This window comes from Bradyrhizobium elkanii USDA 76, from assembly GCF_023278185.1.
GTDB lineage: Bacteria > Pseudomonadota > Alphaproteobacteria > Rhizobiales > Xanthobacteraceae > Bradyrhizobium > Bradyrhizobium elkanii.
In genome coordinates this window covers 82620-102966 of the sequence record NZ_CP066356.1, presented here as the reverse complement: position 1 = coordinate 102966, position 20347 = coordinate 82620, and the positions used below count along the sequence as shown (strand labels likewise).

Sequence of the window (20347 nt, the reverse complement as noted above, 5' to 3'; positions counted from 1 at the left end):
GGTCACGCTCAAGAAGTAACCTAAACGGGGGCCGTATCGCGCGACCGGTCGGATGAGGAGGCAGGGGCCGAAAGGGCATTACCGAGCATGCTCTGTTTGTCACGGCGTCGCTGCACCGAGGATGGTATCCGCATCGCCTCGCGGTACTTCGCGACGGTGCGGCGGGCGATATCAATGCCCGAGGCGCGCAAACGTTCCACGATCGTGTCGTCGGACAGGATTGCCGACGGCGCCTCGCCGTCGATCAATTGCTTGATGTGGTGACGCACCGCTTCGGCCGAATGCGCCTCGCCACCGTCGGCCGACGCGATCGAGGCGGTGAAAAAATACTTCAATTCAAAACTGCCGCGATTGGTCGCCATGTATTTGTTGGCGGTGACGCGCGACACCGTCGATTCATGCATCTGGATCGCGTCCGCGACCGCCTTCAGATTGAGCGGCCGCAAATGCGCGACGCCATAAGTGAAGAAGCCATCCTGCTGGCGGACGATTTCGGTCGCGACCTTCAGGATGGTGCGGGCGCGCTGATCGAGCGCGCGGACCAGCCAGGTCGCATTCTGCAGGCAGTCGGTGAAGTACGACTTGTCACCGTCCTTGCGGATCGTCTTCGACAGCTCAGCGTAATAGGACTGGTTGACCAGCACGCGTGGCAGAGTGTCGCTGTTGAGCTCGACATGCCAGCCGCCGTCGGGACCCGGACGCACATAGACGTCAGGCACCATGGTTTGCGTCCGCGCGGTGCCGAACTTCAGTCCGGGCTTCGGGTCGAGCCGGCGGATCTCGGCGATCATGTCGGTGATGTCTTCGTCGTCGACGCCGCAGAGCTTTCGCAAGGCCGCGATGTCGCGCTTGGCGAGCAGGTCGAGATGCTCGACCAGCGCCTGCATCGCCGGATCGTAGCGATCGAGCTCGCGCAGCTGGATCGCGAGGCATTCGCTCAGGTTTCGCGCGCACACGCCCGGCGGGTCGAATTTCTGCAGCACCGCGACGACCTCGTCGACCGCTTGCTGCGACGCACCGAGCCGCTCGGCGGCCTGACCGAGATCGGCCGGCAGGTAACCGGCGTCGTCAACCAGGTCGATCAGATACTGCCCGATCATGCGCTGCGCCGGCGCCGAGAACGCCACCGCGAGTTGTTCGGCGAGGTGGTCGGCAAGCGTCAGCTCGGCGGCCACGAAAGCTTCGAGATTGTACTCGTCGTCGCTGGAGGCGCCGCCGCCCCATTCGGTGTAGACCGACGGCGGTGCATCCTGAGCGGCGCGCGCCGCCGCTTCCGCCGGCTCCTCGGAAAACACGTTGTCGAGGCGGGTATCGAGCGTCTGCTCGATCTCGGCGCGGCTGCCGAGATCGCGGTTCAGCCATTCCTCCTGGCCGGGCTCGAAGGCGGCCTCGCCGCCTGGGCCTGCGGCCATGTCGGAAGCGTCGCCATCGTCCCCATAGCTGCTGGAACCATCGGAATCGCCGTAATCCGGCCGCTCCATGGCGGGCTCGCCCGCCACCGGCGGCTCCGGTCCGTCGGCCGCCCGCTCGAGCAGCGGATTGCGCTCCAGCTCTTCCTCGACAAAGGCCGACAGATCCAGGTTCGACAGTTGCAGCAGCTTGATCGCCTGCATCAGCTGCGGCGTCATCACCAGCGACTGCGACTGGCGGAACTCTAGTCTTTGCGTCAGCGCCATGGAGACAAGATCGACCTTAAAAGTTGGCTCGATTCTTGCTTATATTAGTCCGAAGCCCTTGTACACGGCTTGACGGATCGGAAAATAGCGCTAGAGGCGGAATTCCTCGCCAAGGTAAAGCCGACGGACATCGGGATCATTAACGATCTCCTCCGGGCTTCCCTCAGTCAAGATTTCACCAGCATAGACGATATAGGCGCGGTCGGTCAGGCCGAGCGTCTCGCGGACGTTATGGTCGGTGATGAGCACGCCGATGCCGCGGTTGGTGAGATGGCGGACGAGGTCCTGGATGTCGCCGACCGCGATCGGGTCGATGCCGGCGAACGGCTCGTCGAGCAGCATGTAATTCGGGCGCGTCGCCAGCGCACGCGCAATCTCGACGCGCCGGCGCTCGCCGCCGGACAACGCGATCGACGGGCTCTTGCGCAGCCGCGTGATGTTGAACTCGTCGAGCAGCGAGTCCAGCTCGTGCTCGCGCTTCTTCTTCGAGGGCTCGACGACCTCGAGCACGGCGCGGATGTTCTGCTCGACCGACAGGCCGCGGAAGATCGAGGCTTCCTGCGGCAGATAGCCGATGCCGAGGCGCGCGCGCTGGTACATCGGCAGCTTGGTGACGTCGTGGCCGTCGAGCTCGATGGCGCCGCGATCAGCCTTAATCAGCCCGGTGATCATGTAGAACACGGTGGTCTTGCCGGCGCCGTTGGGCCCGAGCAGGCCGACCGCTTCGCCCCGCCGCACATAGATGCTGACGCCGCGCACGACCTGGCGGCTGCCAAAACTCTTTTCCACGCTATGCACAGCCAGATAACCCGGCCGCTTGATCAGCTGCGGCGCGGCGGGCGCGCTGTTCCTGGCCGGCCTGGCACGCGCCGGTGCGGGCGCTGCTGCCGGCTGGGATCGCGGCAGCTCGACGCCGGGAGCCGACGCGGCGCGCGCCATCGGCGGCGCATCACGCACCGGAGACGTCAGCATCTCGCCGAACTCGTCGCCGAGCGCCGTGATGTCGTCATGCGAGCGCGCAAATCCGGTATTGCGTTTCGCAGAGCGCCGCCGGAACATGCCGAGAAAATCCACCATCCCCGCTTCGCTTCAGCCTTTCACGGTGATCCCGCGACCTTGCCTGCGCATCGATCGATTCGCATGCGAAGCCGCAAGCATGAGCCGGAAATCGGAATACCGGCCTTCCCGCGCGACAAAAGCGGACGCGTTTGCGCGGAGATCATGCTCGAACAACACGGCAAAGCGCGATCACCCGCGCCTTGAATGAATGGATGCCCCTGTCCCGGCCGACATAATCCCCCTCGAGGCGCATTGTTCGGCCGGGCCGCTGCAGTAGATACAGTCTCGCCCCGCCGGCTTCAACCTCGCGGCCGCAGAATATTATCTAACCAATTGATTCTGCTTGACCTTACGTGAGACTTACTTGGACTTGCCGCCCGGAATCAGCTGCAGCGGCGACGGGGCCGGGGCTGAGCCGGGGGCGGCCGGCGTGCCGCACTTGCCGCTCTGTCCGCCCGGCGACTGGATGAACAGGCCCTGCACCTTGCCATTGTCGGCTTCGACGCGCGAGACGCCGGTGGTCATGTCGACCAAAAGGCGGTCGCCGCGCAGCACATTCTGGCACTGGGTCAGCACCACCTGGCTGCCGCCGCCGCCGAGCATCGTGATCAAATTGGTCTTGGTGTCGAAGATCGCGGTCTCGCCGGTGACGACCTGGTCCTTCTGGGTCACGACGACATTGCCCTTCGCCTCCAGCCGCTTGATCGAGGAGGCGCCGCCGGGGCCGGGCGTTGCCGACTGCATCGGTGCGGCGCCCTTGGCGGCTGCACCCTTGGTGCCGGTCGGGGCGGGCGCCGGCGCCTGGGTCGATTTATCCTCGTAGAACACGACCAGCGTCTTTGACGTCATGGTGGTGTCGCCCTGCACGACCTTCACATTGCCGGCGAAGGTCGCCTCCTTTTTCTTGTCGCGCATTTCCAGCGAGGCGGCCTCGATCTGGATCGGCTGGTCGCGGTTCTGCGAGAAGCCCTGCATGGCGTTGGGCACGCCGCTCATCGAGCCCTGCGCGAACGAAGCACTCGCGGCGAAAAGAGCGAACAGGAACGCCGCAATTGCCATGCCGTGCGGAAAACGTCTCATCATCAAAATCATTTCGTGTTGGCGGATTTGCGCGGCTTCGGTGACGGCGGCGGCGGTGGAGCGGGCTCGGCCGGCGGGGCGGCATTGTTGTCGCCGAGCTTGTCGAGATTCATCACGACATTGCCTTCGAACCGCACCAGCTCGCCGCTGTTGTAGATCCGAAGCCTGTCGGCGGTGAGCGTGCCGTCGAGCAGCTTGACGTCGACATGCTCGTCCGACGACACGTTGCCCTTGTTGATGTCGACGAAGGCCTGCGTCAGCCGGGCCTCATAGCCGGTGGACGACTGCAGGAAGATGTCCTGGCGCAAGTCGAGCAGCTGCTTCTTGTTGTCGAAGAAGCCGGTGCGCGCATCCATTGTCACTGTCGACTGATCCTGTTGCGCCACCTTGGCGCGGATCGTCTTCAGCTCGACATGGTCGGGATCGGTGACGTCCTGGATCGCCGCCTTGGCCCACATTTCGTAAGGCCGTCCGTCGTTGGAGAAGCCGGCGATATGCGGCGCTTCCATCGTGATCTTGGTGCCGGACACGACGAGATTATCCATCTCGAGCGGCAGCTTGGGGATCAGGTCGTGGAACGGATTGAACAGCGCGATATAGATGATCACGGCCATCGCCAGCCCGACCATCGCGGGCACCGCGACGCGCAGGATCCGCACCATGCGGCTGTGCCGCGCGGCGGCGGCGAAGCGCGCCTCGAGGCCCGTGACATAGGCTGGATTCTGAACCGAATTCACCTGAGCTCCAGAGGCGCGAAACTGCCCTATTCTAGCCGGAGCCGCCCAAATATGCAGCCCGGACCTCGCCTCGCGCCCCCCGCACCGGACCACGCGTGAACAGTTTGGCCGAAACGGGGCGGAACTGCCCCGGCCGCGACGAATTCGGCGCACATCATGAATGGGCGAAAATGTCCTCGGCCTCCCAGCCGTCGAGATCGAGCCTGGCGCGGGTGGGGAGGAAGTCGAAGCAGGCCTGGGCGAGGTCTGTCCGTCCCTCGCGCGCGAGCATGACATTCAGCTTGTCGCGCAGCGCATGCAGATGCAGCACGTCGGAGGCGGCGTAGGCGAGCTGGGCCTCGCTGAGGCTTTGCGCGCCCCAGTCGCTCGACTGCTGCTGCTTCGACAATTCGACGTTCAGCACCTCGCGCACCAGATCCTTCAGGCCGTGGCGATCGGTGTAGGTGCGCGACAGGCGCGAGGCGATCTTGGTGCAATAGACCGGCGTCGGCATCACGCCGAACGTGTTGTAGAGCACCGCGACGTCGAACCGTGCGAAATGGAAGATCTTGGTGATCTTGGGATTGGCGAGCAGCGCCTTCAGGTTCGGCGAATCGGTGTGGCCCTTCGGAATCTGGATCACGTCGGCGGTACCGTCGCCGTTCGACATCTGCACCACGCAGAGCCGGTCACGGTGCGGATGCAATCCCATGGTCTCGGTGTCGATCGCCACCGAGTCGGTGTAGCGGGACAGATCGGGCAGGTCGCCGCGATGCAGGCGGATGGTCATGCTGTCAAAAACCTCGTCGAATCGCCGTCGGAATAAACTACCGTCCAATCCGCCGACAGGCGAGCATGCGCCAGTCTTCGGATCGCACCGGCATCGGGGCCGGTCAGGACCGGACACGGGCAGCGGGAATCCTCAATTGTTCCGGCACAGATCGTTCAGGGTGTACCGCCATTGTGCAGCGGAGACAATGGGTTGCTATCCCCGCCGCGCGCCCCCGCGAGGGCGCGTCATCACTGCCAGCTGACGCGCAGGCCGAAGCGGCCGGTGATATCCTCGCGATGGAGGCTGTCCACCGAGGTCGTGTAGCCCGCGCTCGCATAGGCGCTGATCGTGCGATTGAGCTGCGCGGAGACGCCAGCGCCGATCTCGACGGCGGTGCCACGGCTTTGCACGCCGATCAGGTCCGTCGTCGCGAACGCGATGCTGCGGTCATTCGCGGCGGTGTGCCAGAGATTGGCCTCGAGATAGGGACGCAGTTCGGCCGTGCCGACGACGAAGGTTGCCGGAATGCGCACGCCGAGCCGCCCGGTCAGCGTATCGGCACTGCCGAGCGCGACGCTCGAGAACATGTCGTTGAAGCTGTCGAACGACTGCCGTTGCCAGATCAGCTGCGCCTGCGGCTCGATCGCGAGAAAGCTGTTGAGCGGGATCGGTGCGCCGGCTTCCAGCGATGCAGCGACGCCGGTGCCCGACACCCGCGCGCCGACCTGACGATCCGACTGCGGGCTTGCGCCGTAGAAGCTGCCCATCAGCACGGCGTCGACATACCAGCCCGACGGGCCGACATGGGTCCAGTAGCCGCCGATATTCTGGCTGTCGATCGAGAGCGTGCCGGTGCGGACGTCGTTGAGGCCGAGCGCGAAGCCGTTGATGTTGCCGCTGGCCCAGCCATACGCATAGAAGAAGCCGGCGCGATCATGATGCTCGGGCGCGGACTGGAAGCGCAGGATGTCGACGCCGACCTGCACGCCGGCCATGGTGCCGTCGAAGGCGGGGCTGACCGTGCCGGCCCAGCTCTGCGAGCTGTGCGAGCCATAGGCACGCGCCCACGCCGCCGGCTGTTCGCCGCCGCCGGTCAGCAAGGCCTGATCGCCCTGGCGCTGATGGAAGGTGCCGAGCGTCGCCAGCCCGAGCTTTTGCGCCACCTGCGGCAACGCCGAATAGACCGACACCTCTTCGCGGTAGAGCTGGACCGGCGCAGCGCCTGCCGGCGGCGGCGTCAGCGACGACAGATCCTCCGCGGGCAGCCCCGGAGGCGGCGGCACCACATTGGGCGATGAAGGCGGCGCCGGTGCAGGCGCAGCCGGCGGCGCAGGCGACGCCGTGCCGGGCAACAATGTCGAGCGCAGATACCAGTTGTTGGCGCTGCCGGCGGAAACGCCGCCGCGGAACAGCAGATATTCGTGCGCGCCCGCCACGACGGCGTTGGAGAGACCGAATGCGCCCGCAGCCGTGGTGCCGCCGTTGACGGCCTGCACCACCATGATGCCGTCGGCGGTGGTCAACGCGCCCGCGCCGCCGGCATTAGTGACGGTCACCGCGGTCGAGCCCGACGCATTGCCGCCGGAGATGACGAGCCGATCCGACGGCGACCCGTCGCCGCCGAGCACGGTGCGCAGATAGAGACCGCCGCCATTGCCGACATAGTTGCCCGCGATCGTCAGGCTGTTCGCGGCGGTGGCGCCGCCATTGGTCAGATTGATCACGCCGGCATTGGTGACGGTGATCGGCGGTCCGCCCGGAAACGGCGTGATCGACGGATTGGCGCCGTTGCCCGCCAGCAGGCTGGTGCCGGCCGCGATCGACACATTGCCTGTCAGCGACGTCTGCAGCGTCAGCGAACCGCTGTTGATGAAGGTGTTGGCGAAGGTGCCGGTACCGGCCCAGGTCCAGTCATTACCTTCCATCGTCAGCGTCTGGAATCGCGCGAACGCATTGTCGACCGTGCCGCTGCCTTGCAGCCGCACCTGGTTGCCGCCGCCGCCGCCGTCGGCAAGGCCAACGATCTGTGAACCTGTTTGCAGGATCATCGTCACCGCGCCGCCGCCGCCCGCGAGCGCCGTGCCGCCGTTGCCGGCGATCAGGCCGGCATTGACGATGGTGGTGGCGCCGTTGAGCGTGCGGATTGCGGGTCCCGCCTGGCTGATGATCTTGCCGCCCGCGAGGTTCTCGATGCGTGCGGTGAACGACGATCCGGCGGTGTTGGAGAACACGCCGTCGGCATTGACGCCGCGCGCCTCGATCGTGCCGCTGTTGCGCAGGACGCCCGCATTGCCTTGCATGAACACGGTGTTGTTGGCGGTGCCGCCCGCATCGCCACCGGTCGTCAGCAGCGTGCCGGTATTGGTGATGGTCGCAAACTGGCCGGCGGAGAAGATCGCACGGGCGCCTGCGCCGGCCGTGGTGATGGTGCCGCTATTAGTGAAGGTGTTGCTGTCGCCGGTCTGCACATAAAGGCCGTGCGATTGCGGGCCCTGGGTGGTGATCGTCCCGGTATTGATCAGCGTGTTGTTGTTGTGCTGCGTGAGACCGGTGATGGCAAGGCCGCGCGAGGTGCCGTTCTGCGTCGTGATCGTGCCGTTGTTGATCAGCGTGTTGCCGTTGCTGCTGGCGGCGATCGCATTGCTGCCGGCGCCCGAGGTCGTGATCACGCCCGACGCGCCGTTGGTGAAGACATTGCCGTCGCCACTGCCGAAGATGCCGGTGCCACCGCCGCTGATGCTCAGCGTGCCGTTGTTGGTGGCGGCGCTGCTGGAGACAAGGCCGATCGCGGTCGCTCCGGCGCCCGGCGTGATGCCGGCGCCCTGCAGCACGTTCACGGTGACGTTCGAGCTGCCGGCAACGGCCTGCACGCCGGTCGGCGAGGGATTCGGCGCGGCGGTCGAGCAGGTTACCGTTTGCCCGCTCGCTGGCGCGAGGCTGTCGCAGGCCGCAAACGCCGGCGAAGCGGACAACAGGCAACCGCCACTTAAGGCCGTGCACGACAGGATCGCCGCGAGCCGCGAGGAAACCATGCCCTTACTCCACCGTCGGCGTGAAGCCGAGCCCCGGCCTCGCGCCATCTGCTACCCCCCGCCCCGCTCTCGGCTTCCGCCGATCCGCTCCGTTCAAGCTTGAAACGATTTGCAGCGACCTGTTGCGCGGTCGCCACAGACGGAACCGTGAGATGCATCAGCACGATTCACATCCTTGACGTGCGTACGCTTTCAAGGTTGTGAAGTACAGCATTCACCCGTTGCAGTTATTAGTCGATACAACCGGAAACAATTGCCGTTGGGCGCCGGACGTCCCGCTCTCCCCATCCCTTGCCGACCTCGGCGTGATGCGCACCACCAGGCAATTGCCCGCGCGCTTTCGATTTCGATGGAACTGTTGCCCCCGCGCCCCATGAAATCGTCCCGCGCCCACCCTATCTGTTGCCAGCCCGAACCCGCCTTCCAATGAAATGAGCCTTATGTCCGACCAGACCATCGCCGCGCCGATCGACGACGACCAGCAGGAGCGCGGCTTTTCGCGCTACCAATCGTTCCTGATCGCGCTGCTGGCCTTCACGCAATTCACGCTGATCCTCGATTTCATCATCATGTCGCCACTCGGCGCCATCCTGATGCCGTCGCTGAACATCACGGCCGGGCAATTCGGCGTCGCGGTCTCGGCCTACGCGTTCGCGGCCGGCATTTCCGGCGTCCTCGCCGCCGGCTTTGCCGATCGCTTCGACCGCAAGCGGCTGCTGCTGTTCTTCTATGTCGGCTTCGTGCTCGGCACCGTGCTCTGCGCGCTGGCGCAGAACTTTCACGTGCTGCTGCTCGGCCGCATCGTGACCGGCATTTTCGGCGGGGTGATCGGCTCCGTCGTGCTTGCCATCGTCACCGACCTGTTCCCGCTGCAACAGCGCGGCCGCGCGATGGGCGTCCTGCAGACGGCGTTCGCCGCGAGCCAGGTGCTCGGCGTTCCGGCCGGCCTGTTCCTGGCCAATCACTGGAACTGGCACATCTGCTTCGTGGCCATCGTCGGCCTGTCGATTGCCGCGATCGCGGCGATTGCGATCGCGATGCAGCCGGTCGATGCCCATCTCAAATTGCAGCACGACAGCAATCCGTTCCGCCATCTGATCGCAACCGTGGGGCAGCCGCGCTACACGCTGGCCTTCCTGGTGACCACGCTGCTCGCGACCGGCGGCTTCATGCTGATGCCGTTCGGCAGCGCCTTCACCGTGCACAATCTCGGCATCGACATCGTCCACCTGCCGACGATCTATCTCGTCTCGGGCCTGTTCAGCATCATCATCGGGCCGCTGGTCGGCCGCGCCAGCGATGCGTTCGGCAAATATCCGACCTTCGCATTCGGCTGCGTGGTGACCGTGATCATGGTGCTGATCTACACCAACCTCGGCCACGTCTCGCTGCTGACCGCGATCGTGGTCAACGTGCTGATGTTCATCGGCATCTTCTCGCGCATGATCCCGTCCCAGGCGCTGATGTCGGCAATCCCCGACGCCAGCCAGCGCGGATCGTTCAGCGCGGTCTCGGCATCCGTGCAGCAGCTGTCGGGCGGGTTGGGCTCGGTCTTTGCGGCGGCGATCATCGCGGAAAATCCCGACGGTTCGCTGCTGCATTTCGACCGGCTGGGCTATATCGTCGTCGCAACGACCATTATTTCGATGATCGCGATGTATTTCGTCCAGCGGCCGATCGCGCGACGCGCGGGCCGGCGGATCGTGTGACGGCAGGGGCGGCGGCGATCGCCAGCGCTCTCAAATTCCAAGCATCGGCCGACGTGTTCAGCCAATCGCAAACATGTCGGCACGCTCAATGATCAGATCGCGGAATAGTCTCGCGCGATGCGACATCCAATGCGGGTCAGGATAGACGAGATGCATCGGTAGCGATGGTACCGCATAATCCGGCAGCAGATGAACAAGCCGGCCTGCGGCGATGTGTTCGACGGCGCACCAGGTTGGCAGCACCGCGACGCCGAGCCCCTCAACCGTCGCGAGCGTCATCACGTCGGCGTCGTCGCAGTTCATGGACGGCGCGATCTCGACCACATGGCGGCCGGTCTCGGCTTCGAACGTCCACTGATTCCGCGGGGACAAGCGCGAATACGTTATGCTCGGCATGCGGCGCAGATGGTCGGGGAGGAGCGGGGCCTGATGCCGTGCGAGCAGTGAAGGGGCCGCCACCAGGAGGCGCTTGATGGTGCCGACCCGCCGCGCCACCAGCGAGCTGGAGTTCAGCATTCCGATCCGAACTGCCAGCTCCGTCCCGGTCTCCACCAGGTCGACGAACTGCTCGGTGAAGCTCACGTCGAGCCGCACGTCGGGATAGCGGTAAAGATATTCTGCGAAGATGCCGCGGAAAAAATAACGACCGAACGAGGTCGGCACGGTGATCCGCAAGGTCCCCGACGGACTGCGAACCCGGCTCTGCGCCGGCGTGCTGGCACTTTCCAACAGCGCGACGATATCCTTGGCGAGCTTGAGCACGCGATCGGCCTCCGGCGTCGGACGAACCTTGCGCGTGGTGCGGACAAACAGCCGGCAGCCGAACTCCGCCTCCAGCAGCGCCACTCGCTTGCTGATGGCCGGCTGTCCGAGGCCCAGATCGCTCGCGGCCTGGCTGAAGCTGCCGGCCTCCATCACCCGAATGAAGGTTTGCAGCGCATCGATCCGATCCATGCATTCCTCCCAGGAATTTGTAATATTCTTATCATTCCCTACAAGAACACAGTCGATCCGGTCTAGCTTCTCGGCAACCAGGGAGGATCAACAATGAACAAATCGATCGGGATCGTCGGCGCCGGGATCGGCGGCCTGCATCTGGCTCTTTATCTGCAACAGCATGGAATCCAGGCGACGGTGCTGACCGACCGCACTCCGGAGCAGTACGCCTCGGCACGGCTGATGAACACGGTCGCCCACCACAGCGTCACCATCGCGCGTGAGAACGAGCTAGGCGTGAACCATTGGGATGACGCGGCCACGATCTACCACCACCACGACCATTTCTTTAACTTCCCAGGCAACGGGCTGCTGTTTCGCGGCGCGTTCAAGAAGCCGAGCCGGGCAGTGGATTACCGCATGTACCTGCCCGCGCTGATGAAGGATTTCGAGGATCGCGGCGGCAGCATCGAATATGCCAGCATCCAGGACGACGACATCCCGGCTCTGGTTTCACGCTTTGACCTTCTCGTCGTGTCGACCGGCAAGGGTGCGCTCGGGCGAATGTTCACCCATCGGCCGGAGTTGTCCCCCTACAGCCAGCCACAGCGCCTGCTCTGCGTGGGCCTCTATGACGGCGTCGATCACGGCAGCCCGGACGGTGACGACCCGCGCGGTGTCACGCTCTCGGTGTCGCCCGGGCATGGCGAGATGATCGTCATTCCGACGCTGTCATTCAACGGCATGAAGACCGCGCTCCTGATGGAGAACATTCCCGGCGGCGACATGGCCGATCTGGTCTCGCTGAGCTACGACGCGGACCCTGCAGCCTTCCGTCAGACAATTCTCGACAAGCTGGAAAAGCATCATCCGCACACCTACAACCGGATCGACACCCATCGCTTCGGGCTTGCCCAGCCGCTCGACCTGCTGCAGGGCGCAGTGGTGCCGACCGTGCGGCAATCGTCGGTCGCCTTCGATGGCGAGAAATTCGCCGTCGCGCTGGGCGACGTCCATTCAGTGGTCGACCCGTTGATGGGCCAAGGCGCCAACATCGCCTCCTACGCCGCCTTCGAACTCGGCAAGGCGATCGTGGAAACGGTGGCCTTCGACGCTCGCTTCGTTGAGGAGGTGGATCGTGCCCGCGAAAATCGCGTGTTCGCGGCTGCGCGCTGGACGAATCTGATGCTGCGGCCGCCGTCCGAGGCGATGGGTCGGCTGATCCTCACCATGGCGCAGGACCGAGAGCTCTGCGACGAGTTCACCGATAATTTCAACTACCCGGAGCGCCAGTGGGATCGTGTCGCGACCGACAAGCGCATCCACGCTTGGATCGACAGGCGCGCGCCGCTCGCCGCCTGACGCAACAATGATCGCGAGCCGGCCGTACGGTCCACTTGCGCCAGGCCGCGTCCGCGTGCCGACAAACCATCTCTCGAGCCACACGCCGAAAGGCGCGACCTCTTGCCGTTTCGCCATGGAGCGCCATCGATGAACCCGCATCCCGATCCGGCGAGCTTCCGGGCGGCCGCTGCGCGATTCCCCACAGGCGTGACAGTCGTGGCGAGCATCGACCGCGACGGCACTCCGGTCGGCATGACGGCCAACAGCTTCACACCCGTCTCCACCAAACCGCCAACCGTGCTGGTGTCGGTGATGCGAGGGCGGACCTGGCAGGCGATCATGGATTCGAAGCGTTACGCCGTGAATGTCCTTCACGCGGAAGATCTCGCACTCTGCGCGCACTTCTCCGGCGGGCCGCGGGCCGAAGGCTCGCCATCGCTGGTCAAACGGGAAGAATTTCCCGTCCTGTCGCAAGCGATCGCCCAGTTCGCTTGCGACGTGGTCCGATCAATCGACGTCGCCGACCACACGCTGTTCATTGGCGAGGTCCGCTGGTGCCGGCAGCGAGACGGTTCCCCGCTCACCTTCTATTCCAGCCGATTCTGCAACGGGCTCGGTGCGGCGATCATGCCCGCGGAGACCGTCGCCTATCCCGCCGACGGATGGGCGATCTAAGGCGAAGCGCGAAGGCTTTGCTCGACGACCCCTGGAGCACCCGAAAATTGCAGCGCACTGGAGCGGCGGCCGACGAGAGAACGATCGCGAGCGCCAGCTGAGCAGGATGCGCTAAGCTCGTCTCAAAAGCCCGTTCAAAGGTGTTGGAATGAAGATCGGGAACAGAGTCGAAGTCGTAGCAATTCCAAAAGCGCTGCCGGAAACATAGAGAGGCAGGCGTTATTCGTGAAGTGCCTCGGCCGCCATTTTTCCGATCGTCGATCTCAGAGGACGCCTGGTCGAACTCGAAGGTCGAGGAGTCCAGCTACATGCACTCGATTTGGATCGAACGAGATTACGTCCGTCGCGTCTAACGACGAGAAATGGGGGCCAACGGTATAATCGCTGTCTCGCCTCTACCCTCGCTGGGTGACGGCTTCGCCGCACCCACCCTCCGGATACTGAGCGATTTCAATCGCTTAAAAAGGGGGTGGTGCCCAGGAAAGGACTCGAACCTTCACGGCCGTTAAGCCACTGGCACCTGAAGCCAGCGCGTCTACCAATTCCGCCACCTGGGCATGTGGAGCGGCTTAGTAAGGATCGGTTGCGCGCTTGTCAAATTCGCGATTGGAAATTCAAATACCCTGTACAGGATAAGGCCGATGGCGTATCGCCAGACGGTTAACCCACGTCAATCGCTCTCGAATCCCACAGGAATCACCCCATGGCATCGAACCTGGACACGCTCGTCACGGTCTTCGGCGGATCGGGTTTTCTGGGGCGGAACGTGGTCCGGGCGCTCTGCAAGCGCGATTACCGCGTCCGAGTCGCGGTGCGGCGGCCTGAACTGGCCGGCCACCTGCAGCCGCTCGGCCGTGTCGGACAGATCCATGCCGTCCAGGCCAATGTGCGCTACCCGGCCTCGGTCGAGGCGGCGATGCGTGATTCGCATATTGCCATCAACCTGGTCGGCATCCTGGCCGAGGGCGGCGGGCAGAGCTTCGATGCGGTGCAGGTGAAGGGCGCCGAGACCATCGCCAAGGCGGCGGCTGCTGCCGGTGGGCGGAGGATGGTCCATGTCTCGGCGATCGGGGCCGACGCGGATTCGCCCTCGAGCTATTTCCGGGCCAAGGCGGAGGGCGAGGCGGCGGTGCTGGCGGCCTTGCCACAGGCCACCATCATGCGGCCGTCGCTGCTGTTCGGGCCCGAGGATCAGTTCACCAACCGGTTTGCGGCGCTGGCACGGATGTCGCCGGTGCTGCCGCTGGTCGGCGGCGGGGTCAATACCGTGCAGCCGGCCTATGTCGGCGACGTCGCGAACGCCGTGGCCGATGCCGTGGACGGCAAGGCGAAGCAGGGCGCAACTTACGAGCTCGGCGGGCCGGAAGTGCTGACCATGCGCGAGGTGATGCAGATCATCCTCAAGATCATCCAGCGCGATCGCATGCTGGCGCCGCTGCCGTTCGGCCTCGCCAAGTTCCAGTCGTACTTCCTGCAGTTCGCGCCGGGGCCGTTCACACTGACGCCGGACCAGGTGGCGATGCTGCGTTCGGACAATGTGGTGTCCGACGCCGCCAAGGCCGCCGGCCTGACCTTCGCAGGCCTCGGTATCTCGCCGGATTCGATGGAAGCGATCGCCCCGCAATATCTCTGGCGCTTCCGCGCGGCGGGTCAGTTCCAGAAGAAGAGCGCGTAGGCGTTACCGCGGAAAGACTGCGCCCCCTCTCCCGCTTGCGGGGGAGGGTTGGGGTGGGGGTTTCACCGCAAAACGACTCTCTTGGTGTGGAAAGAGCCCCCACCCGGATTGCATCTGCGATGCAATCCGACCTCCCCCGCAAGCGGGAGAGGTGAAGACCGCTGACGCGGTGAGAGCTGTTCCTTACCGTCCCATCGCCAGCGCGATCAGGCCGAGCGTGCCGACGATCACGCGCCACCAGGCGAAGAAGGCGAAGCCGCGGCGGGTGACGAAGTTGAGGAAGGCCCGCACCACGATCATCGCGGTGATGAACGACACCACGAAGCCGACCGCGATCACGCTGAGATTGTCGGAGGTGAAGTCAGCCCGGTTCTTGTAGAAATCATAGGCGAACGCGCCGACCATGGTCGGGATCGCGAGGAAGAACGAGAACTCCGCCGCTGAGCGCTTGTCGGCGCCGAGCAGCATCGCCGCCACGATGCTGGCCCCCGAGCGCGACACGCCGGGAATCATCGCCAGGCACTGCGCGACGCCGATCCAGAAATACATCAGCAGCGGGAAGCGCGTCGCATCGTCCTCGTACACTTTGAGATCGAGCTGATCGACCCACAGCAGCACGGCGCCGCCGACGATCAGCGTGAAGCAGACCACCCACGGATTGAACAGGAACTCCTTGATGTATTTCCCGGCGATCAGGCCGATCACGACCGCGGGCAGGAACGCCACCAGCACGCCGATCACGAAGCGGCGGTCGTCGGGATTGGTGAACATGCCGAGCGCCACGCGCCACAATCTGACGAAATAGAGCGCGACGATCGCGAGGATCGCGCCGAGCTGAATCAGGATCGCAAAGCTCTTCCAGAAATTGCCTTCGCCCAGATTGAAGAAGCGCTCCGCAAGCAGCAGGTGGCCTGTCGAGGAGACCGGCAGGAACTCCGTGACGCCCTCGACGATGCCGAGAATCACCGCCCGCAGCATATCCGTCATCATGTTGTGGCCTGCCCTGTGTGGAAAACGGGATTCTTCTCGCTTATTCGCACATTGGCCGCAATCGCAAAAAATCGTCAAACAATGGGTTACCCGGCCGATTTGCTGAGCTATAGCGTTTTTGTGACCCGCACCATCTGCGGGGATGGCTACCGGTTTGCGTGCTGACGCGACATAGAGACGACCGGAACTGGTCTGGCCAAAGCACAGGTCCAGGCCGCACAGGTTGATGATTTCTTAAGCGCCGCGAAACTACCAAGGGCTTCATGTATACGCTGTATCACCATCCGTTCTGTCCGCATTCGCGCTTCATTCGGCTCGTGCTCGGCGAGTATGGGCTCGATCTGCGCCTTGTGGAGGAACGGGTGTGGGAACGGCGCGAGGCGTTCCTGGCGCTCAATCCGGCAGCCACCACACCGGTGCTGATCGCCGAGGGTTTTCCGCCGATTCCGGGTGCGCCCGTGATCGCCGAATATGTCGACGAGGCGCACGGCCTCGATGCCGGCGACCGGCGGCTGTTGCCGACGTCGACGGCCGAGCGCGTCGAGGTGCGCCGGCTGATGGCGTGGTTCAACGAGAAATTCTTCGAGGAAGCCTCCAACCCGCTGGTGACCGAGCGGATCTACAAGCGCTTCATGAGCGAGGACAATGGCGGCGGCCCGCCGGCGCCCGACATCATGCGCGCCGCCAAGGTCAATGTGCGCTATCATCTGAGCTATATCGGCTGGCTGGCGAAGACGCGGAACTATCTCGCCGGTGACCGCCTGACCTACGCGGACCTCGCCGCCGCGGCGCATCTCTCGGCGATCGACTATCTGGGCGACGTGCCATGGAGCGAGGACGACGCGGCAAAGTCGTGGTACGCGCGGGTGAAGTCCCGCCCGTCGTTCCGCCCGCTACTCAGCGAATGGCTGGCGGGGGTGCCAGCGTCGCGCACCTATGTGGACCTCGACTTCTGAATCCGGCAGTCAGGCTCTCCGCTTCCGATCTCAAGGCAGCGCTGCAGCGCGAGGCGCATGCGCTCGGCTTCGATGCCATCGGCTTCACCGCGCCTGACGCGACCAGCGAGGCCGGAAAATATTTCCTCGAATTCCTCGGCTCCGGCGGCCATGGCGACATGGACTGGCTCGCGGTCAATCCGGAGCGGCGCACCGATCCGCGCGTGCTGTGGGGCGGCGTGCGCTCGATCATCATGCTCGGCGTCAATTACGGGCCCGACGAGGACCCGCTCGACATCCTTGCGCGCCGGTCGCGTGGCGCGATCTCGGTCTATGCGCAGGGCGACGACTATCACGACGTGATCAAGAAGCGGCTGAAGGTCCTGGCGCGCTGGCTCGCCACGATCACCGGCGACGAGGTGAAGGTGTTCGTCGACACCGCCGCGGTCATGGAGAAGCCGCTCGCCCAGGCCGCCGGCATCGGCTGGCAGGGTAAGCACACCAATCTGGTGTCGCGCGAATTCGGCTCATGGCTGTTTCTCGGGGCGATCTATTCGGCGACCGAGCTGCCGCGCGATGATGCCGAGGCCGATCATTGCGGCAGCTGCCGCGCCTGCCAGGACATCTGCCCGACCGCGGCGTTTCCCGCGCCCTACAAGCTCGATGCGCGGCGCTGCATCTCGTATCTGACGATCGAGAACAAGGGTCCGATCCCGCACGAATTCCGCAAGAGCATCGGCAACCGCATCTATGGCTGCGACGATTGCCTCGCGGTGTGTCCGTGGAACAAGTTCGCGCAAGCGGGGCGCGAGCAGAAGCTCGCCGCGCGCGATGCGTTGCGGGCGCCCGCGCTTGCCGATCTCGCACAGCTCGATGATGCCGCTTTCCGCGCGCTGTTCACGAAATCGCCGGTCAAGCGTATCGGCCGCGACCGCTTCATCCGCAATGTGCTGATCGCGATCGGCAACTCCGGCGATGCAAGCCTTGCCGCTGAAGCGCGGCGTTTGCTCGACGATGCGAGCCCGCTGGTGCGCGGCGCCGCGGTGTGGGCGCTGTCGCAACTGATCGCTCGCGATGAGTTCGCCACGCTTGCGTCGCGAGCCGGCGGCGAGCCCGACGTCACGGTGCAGCAGGAGTGGCGCATGGGCTCCGTCCCCTCATCCTGAGGAGCGCGCAGCGCGCCTCGAAGGATGAGGCCACAGACCGGACCTCATGGTTCGAGACGCCGCTACGCGGCTCCTCACCATGAGGGTGAAGAGTCTTGATTTCATCGCGCCATTCCCGTCATGGTCGCGCGCCATGACAAACCAACCCTTCTTCACCAGGCACGGCGACGGCTTCATGCCGACACCAGTTGCGAACGGACCGTGGAGTCCGGAATCCCTGCACGGCCGCGTCGTGATCGGCCTGCTCGCCTTCGTCATCGAGGAGCGCCACGGCTCCGACGATTTCGTCCCCGCGCGGCTGACGGTCGACATGTTCCGGCTGCCCAACATCACGACGCCGATCGAGGTGACGACCAAGCTCGTGCGCGACGGCATGCGCATCAAGATGATCGAGGCCGAGTTTGTCTCCGGCGGCACCAGCATGGCGCGCGCCTCCTGCCAATTGTTGCGCAAGACGGAAAATGCGCCCGGCAATGTATGGTCGCCGCCGAACTGGCAGGCGCCCGCACCGGCCGAAATTCCGAAGCCGACCGATCCGAGGCTCGGCATGAACGGCAAATGGGAGACGCGGCCGATCGTCGGCCATATGGGCTCGCTCGGCGAGCGACGACTGTGGATGAGCGAAGTGCGCGAGCTCGTCGCGGGCGTGAAGATGACGCCGTTCGTCCATGTCGCGACCGGCGCGGATTTCGCCAGCCCCTTCGCCAATGCCGGCGACCAGGGGCTCGGCTACATCAACAGCGACGTCACGATCTATCTGCATCGTTTGCCGGTGACCAACTGGATCGGCTTCGAGGTCGTCAACCACCACGCCACCGACGGCATCGCGATCGGCGAATGCTGGCTCTATGACGAGAAGGGCCCGATCGGCACCTCCACCGTGGCGGCGCTCGCCCAGCGCAAGCCGATGACCAGTCCGCCGCCGCCGTAATTCTCCGCCGTCATTCCGGGGCATCGCGCAGCGATGAACCCGGAATCTCGCGCCTACACTTCTGGATTCCGGGTTCGCGCTTCGCGCGCCCCGGAATGACGTCAAACCAGATGCCGCTGCATCTCCGGCCGCGCTTTCAGCTCCGCGCCCTGCTTGCCGACGATCTTGGCGATGCGCTCCGGCGCGAAGTTCAAATCGACGAAAGCCGGCGCGGTGTTGGCGACCTCGTGGTACTCTGTGATCTTGCCGTCACGCAGCCGCATGATCGCGACGCCCTCGAACATCGCGCGCGCTCCCTTGGCTTCCGGCAAGGTCGAGCGGTAGCTGAACGTGTAGCGTGCGTAGAGCGTGGTGCCGTCGCTGACGGGATCGTGCATCACCCAACGGAAATCGGTCGCGGTCCGGTAGAACCAGTCGTCGATCATCTCGGCGATTCTGCCGTGGCCCTTGAAGGCACCGTAGAACACATCGTGATAGACGCCGTCCTCGGTGAAGAGATTTGCAAAGGCCTTGCCGTTGCGCGCTTCGACCGCGTCGCAGAACGCGCGCAGCATCGTTGTGGTTTCCATGACGTCTCTCTCCGGTGCTTGTGACCATCCTTCGAGGCTCGCTTTCGCTCGCACCTCAGGATGGCGACTTTGTTCGTAGCCGTCACCCCCGCGCAACGGCGAAGCCGTTGTCGCTGGAGGAGGCCGCGAAGCGGCCGTCTCGAAGGGCGGGGCGTGGCTAGATCTCCGCCACCGCGGCGATGATCCGGGCGATGTCCTGCGGACGCGACAAGCGGTGGTCGCCGTCCTGGATCATGGTCAGCACGACGTCCTCGGCCGGCAGGCGGTGCACCAGCGCGAAGGCGTGCTTCCACGGCACGTCGGGATCCTGCGCGCCCTGCAGGATGCGCACCGGGCAACCGACGTCGATCTTGCTGCCGAGCAGCAGGTGGTTGCGGCCCTCCTCGATCAGATTGCGGGTGATCGGATAGGGCGTGCCGTCGCCATATTCGGACGGACGCAGCCACATGCCCTTGGCCTCGATCTTGGCGCGGACCTCCGGCGAGAAGGCCTTCCACATCAGCTCCTCGGTGAAGTCGGGCGCCGGCGCGATCAGCACGAGGCCGGCGAGCTGTGCTTTCCCGTTCCCGCGCCTGGCGATCTCCCGCGCAAGCAGCAGCGCCATCCAGCCGCCCATCGAGGACCCGATCACGACCTGCGGCCCGCTGCAGAACTGCGAGAACACGGCCACGCTCTCCTCGAGCCAGCGGCCGATGGTGCCGTCGGCGAACTCGCCGCCGGATTCGCCATGGCCGGAATAGTCGAACCTGACGCAGCTGCGGCCGTGCTCGGCGGCCCACGCGTCGAGCGCCAGCGCCTTGGTGCCGGCCATGTCGGACTTGAAACCGCCGAGCCAGATCAGTCCCGGGCCGCCGCCGGCACGGGCCCGCACCGCGATCCGGCGTGCTTCACTGCCCTCGCCGACCTCGATGAAGGCAGGTTCCTGTTCCGATGCGGCGGTTTGGCTCATGGTTCGGTCACTCGCGTGTCAGACATCTGCTTTTCAATTGTCGCGCGGCAGCGGTCAACGGCTGTAAGCCCCGCCTTGCGGAGCAGACGCGCCCGCTATATGTGCCGGGCGTGGCCAAAATGCCTCGCAATTG

At 64.9% G+C, this 20347-nt stretch carries 17 protein-coding genes and 1 tRNA gene; 7 read left to right on the top strand and 11 right to left on the bottom strand.

Annotated elements, in window-relative coordinates:
• Window positions 1–20 precede the first annotated feature (20 nt).
• The 6 genes from rpoN to JEY66_RS00480 all read right to left on the bottom strand — a co-directional run bounded on the left by rpoN (window position 21) and on the right by JEY66_RS00480 (window position 8335).
• Window positions 21–1676: an RNA polymerase factor sigma-54 gene (gene rpoN / locus JEY66_RS00505; RefSeq protein ID WP_016843545.1), complete on the bottom strand. Its 1656-nt coding sequence runs from the start codon at window positions 1674–1676 to the stop codon at window positions 21–23.
• 90 nt (window positions 1677–1766) lie between these two features.
• Window positions 1767–2753 carry an LPS export ABC transporter ATP-binding protein gene (gene lptB, locus JEY66_RS00500; RefSeq protein WP_018269289.1) on the bottom strand — a complete coding sequence of 329 codons (987 nt, stop codon included), beginning with the start codon at window positions 2751–2753 and terminating at the stop codon, window positions 1767–1769.
• 342 nt (window positions 2754–3095) lie between these two features.
• A complete protein-coding gene (locus JEY66_RS00495; RefSeq protein ID WP_026192041.1) occupies window positions 3096–3818 on the bottom strand; it encodes an LptA/OstA family protein in 723 nt (240 codons plus the stop codon).
• 5 nt (window positions 3819–3823) lie between these two features.
• Window positions 3824–4552 (bottom strand): LPS export ABC transporter periplasmic protein LptC, encoded by a 729-nt coding sequence (gene lptC, locus JEY66_RS00490; RefSeq protein WP_018269292.1) that lies wholly within the window; start codon window positions 4550–4552, stop codon window positions 3824–3826.
• A gap of 154 nt (window positions 4553–4706) precedes the next feature.
• Window positions 4707–5321, bottom strand: coding sequence for a ribonuclease D (locus tag JEY66_RS00485; RefSeq protein WP_016843549.1), 615 nt, complete (start codon window positions 5319–5321; stop codon window positions 4707–4709).
• A gap of 230 nt (window positions 5322–5551) precedes the next feature.
• A complete protein-coding gene (locus JEY66_RS00480; protein WP_129964797.1) occupies window positions 5552–8335 on the bottom strand; it encodes an autotransporter family protein in 2784 nt (927 codons plus the stop codon).
• Between the two features lie 440 nt (window positions 8336–8775).
• Between JEY66_RS00480 and JEY66_RS00475 the strand changes: the two genes are divergently transcribed.
• Window positions 8776–10044 (top strand): MFS transporter, encoded by a 1269-nt coding sequence (locus JEY66_RS00475; protein ID WP_016841255.1) that lies wholly within the window; start codon window positions 8776–8778, stop codon window positions 10042–10044.
• 57 nt (window positions 10045–10101) lie between these two features.
• Here the strand turns inward: JEY66_RS00475 and JEY66_RS00470 are convergent, their stop codons facing one another.
• Window positions 10102–10998 (bottom strand): LysR family transcriptional regulator, encoded by an 897-nt coding sequence (locus JEY66_RS00470; RefSeq protein ID WP_016841257.1) that lies wholly within the window; start codon window positions 10996–10998, stop codon window positions 10102–10104.
• A 93-nt stretch (window positions 10999–11091) separates the two neighbouring features.
• On the opposite strand from JEY66_RS00470, the gene styA reads away from it, so the two are divergent.
• Complete coding sequence (gene styA / locus JEY66_RS00465; protein WP_016841259.1) at window positions 11092–12342, top strand: styrene monooxygenase subunit StyA; 1251 nt, start codon at window positions 11092–11094, stop codon at window positions 12340–12342.
• A gap of 129 nt (window positions 12343–12471) precedes the next feature.
• Entirely contained in the window at window positions 12472–12999 is a 528-nt protein-coding gene (locus tag JEY66_RS00460; protein WP_026192042.1) for a flavin reductase family protein, read from the top strand.
• Between the two features lie 470 nt (window positions 13000–13469).
• On the opposite strand, the gene JEY66_RS00455 is transcribed toward JEY66_RS00460, so the two are convergent.
• A tRNA-Leu gene (locus tag JEY66_RS00455) sits at window positions 13470–13556 on the bottom strand.
• 146 nt (window positions 13557–13702) lie between these two features.
• Between JEY66_RS00455 and JEY66_RS00450 the strand changes: the two genes are divergently transcribed.
• Complete coding sequence (locus JEY66_RS00450; protein ID WP_018269295.1) at window positions 13703–14674, top strand: complex I NDUFA9 subunit family protein; 972 nt, start codon at window positions 13703–13705, stop codon at window positions 14672–14674.
• Window positions 14675–14857: 183 nt separating this feature from the next.
• Here JEY66_RS00450 and JEY66_RS00445 read toward each other — a convergent pair whose 3' ends face one another.
• Window positions 14858–15664, bottom strand: a complete 807-nt coding sequence (locus tag JEY66_RS00445) for an undecaprenyl-diphosphate phosphatase (protein WP_016839973.1) — start codon at window positions 15662–15664, stop codon at window positions 14858–14860.
• A gap of 263 nt (window positions 15665–15927) precedes the next feature.
• Here JEY66_RS00445 and JEY66_RS00440 point away from each other — a divergent pair, with 263 nt between their 5' ends.
• From JEY66_RS00440 to JEY66_RS00430, 3 genes are all read left to right on the top strand, one after another.
• Window positions 15928–16620 (top strand): glutathione S-transferase family protein, encoded by a 693-nt coding sequence (locus tag JEY66_RS00440; protein WP_016839974.1) that lies wholly within the window; start codon window positions 15928–15930, stop codon window positions 16618–16620.
• Window positions 16569–17765: a tRNA epoxyqueuosine(34) reductase QueG gene (gene queG / locus JEY66_RS00435; RefSeq protein WP_016839975.1), complete on the top strand. Its 1197-nt coding sequence runs from the start codon at window positions 16569–16571 to the stop codon at window positions 17763–17765. The genes JEY66_RS00440 and queG overlap by 52 nt, the downstream gene beginning before the upstream one ends.
• Window positions 17766–17898: 133 nt before the next feature.
• Window positions 17899–18696 carry an acyl-CoA thioesterase domain-containing protein gene (locus tag JEY66_RS00430; RefSeq protein WP_016839976.1) on the top strand — a complete coding sequence of 266 codons (798 nt, stop codon included), beginning with the start codon at window positions 17899–17901 and terminating at the stop codon, window positions 18694–18696.
• Window positions 18697–18797: 101 nt separating this feature from the next.
• On the opposite strand, the gene JEY66_RS00425 is transcribed toward JEY66_RS00430, so the two are convergent.
• Window positions 18798–19265 (bottom strand): nuclear transport factor 2 family protein, encoded by a 468-nt coding sequence (locus tag JEY66_RS00425; RefSeq protein ID WP_016839977.1) that lies wholly within the window; start codon window positions 19263–19265, stop codon window positions 18798–18800.
• A 157-nt stretch (window positions 19266–19422) separates the two neighbouring features.
• A complete protein-coding gene (locus JEY66_RS00420) occupies window positions 19423–20214 on the bottom strand; it encodes an alpha/beta hydrolase (RefSeq protein WP_018269296.1) in 792 nt (263 codons plus the stop codon).
• Window positions 20215–20347: the final 133 nt, after the last annotated feature.

Bases quoted from the DNA above. Each gene is read 5' to 3' on its own strand.
- JEY66_RS00445 (WP_016839973.1), bottom strand. From the start codon at position 15,664: ATGATGACGGATATGCTGCGGGCGGTGATTCTCGGCATCGTCGAGGGC.
- JEY66_RS00475 (WP_016841255.1), top strand. From the start codon at position 8,776: ATGTCCGACCAGACCATCGCCGCGCCGATCGACGACGACCAGCAGGAG.
- JEY66_RS00470 (WP_016841257.1), bottom strand. From the start codon at position 10,998: ATGGATCGGATCGATGCGCTGCAAACCTTCATTCGGGTGATGGAGGCC.
- JEY66_RS00495 (WP_026192041.1), bottom strand. From the start codon at position 3,818: ATGATGAGACGTTTTCCGCACGGCATGGCAATTGCGGCGTTCCTGTTC.
- styA (WP_016841259.1), top strand. From the start codon at position 11,092: ATGAACAAATCGATCGGGATCGTCGGCGCCGGGATCGGCGGCCTGCAT.
- lptB (WP_018269289.1), bottom strand. From the start codon at position 2,753: ATGGTGGATTTTCTCGGCATGTTCCGGCGGCGCTCTGCGAAACGCAAT.
- queG (WP_016839975.1), top strand. From the start codon at position 16,569: ATGGCTGGCGGGGGTGCCAGCGTCGCGCACCTATGTGGACCTCGACTT.
- JEY66_RS00420 (WP_018269296.1), bottom strand. From the start codon at position 20,214: ATGAGCCAAACCGCCGCATCGGAACAGGAACCTGCCTTCATCGAGGTC.
- JEY66_RS00440 (WP_016839974.1), top strand. From the start codon at position 15,928: ATGTATACGCTGTATCACCATCCGTTCTGTCCGCATTCGCGCTTCATT.
- JEY66_RS00450 (WP_018269295.1), top strand. From the start codon at position 13,703: ATGGCATCGAACCTGGACACGCTCGTCACGGTCTTCGGCGGATCGGGT.
- JEY66_RS00480 (WP_129964797.1), bottom strand. From the start codon at position 8,335: ATGGTTTCCTCGCGGCTCGCGGCGATCCTGTCGTGCACGGCCTTAAGT.
- JEY66_RS00485 (WP_016843549.1), bottom strand. From the start codon at position 5,321: ATGACCATCCGCCTGCATCGCGGCGACCTGCCCGATCTGTCCCGCTAC.
- JEY66_RS00425 (WP_016839977.1), bottom strand. From the start codon at position 19,265: ATGGAAACCACAACGATGCTGCGCGCGTTCTGCGACGCGGTCGAAGCG.
- rpoN (WP_016843545.1), bottom strand. From the start codon at position 1,676: ATGGCGCTGACGCAAAGACTAGAGTTCCGCCAGTCGCAGTCGCTGGTG.
- JEY66_RS00430 (WP_016839976.1), top strand. From the start codon at position 17,899: ATGACAAACCAACCCTTCTTCACCAGGCACGGCGACGGCTTCATGCCG.
- JEY66_RS00460 (WP_026192042.1), top strand. From the start codon at position 12,472: ATGAACCCGCATCCCGATCCGGCGAGCTTCCGGGCGGCCGCTGCGCGA.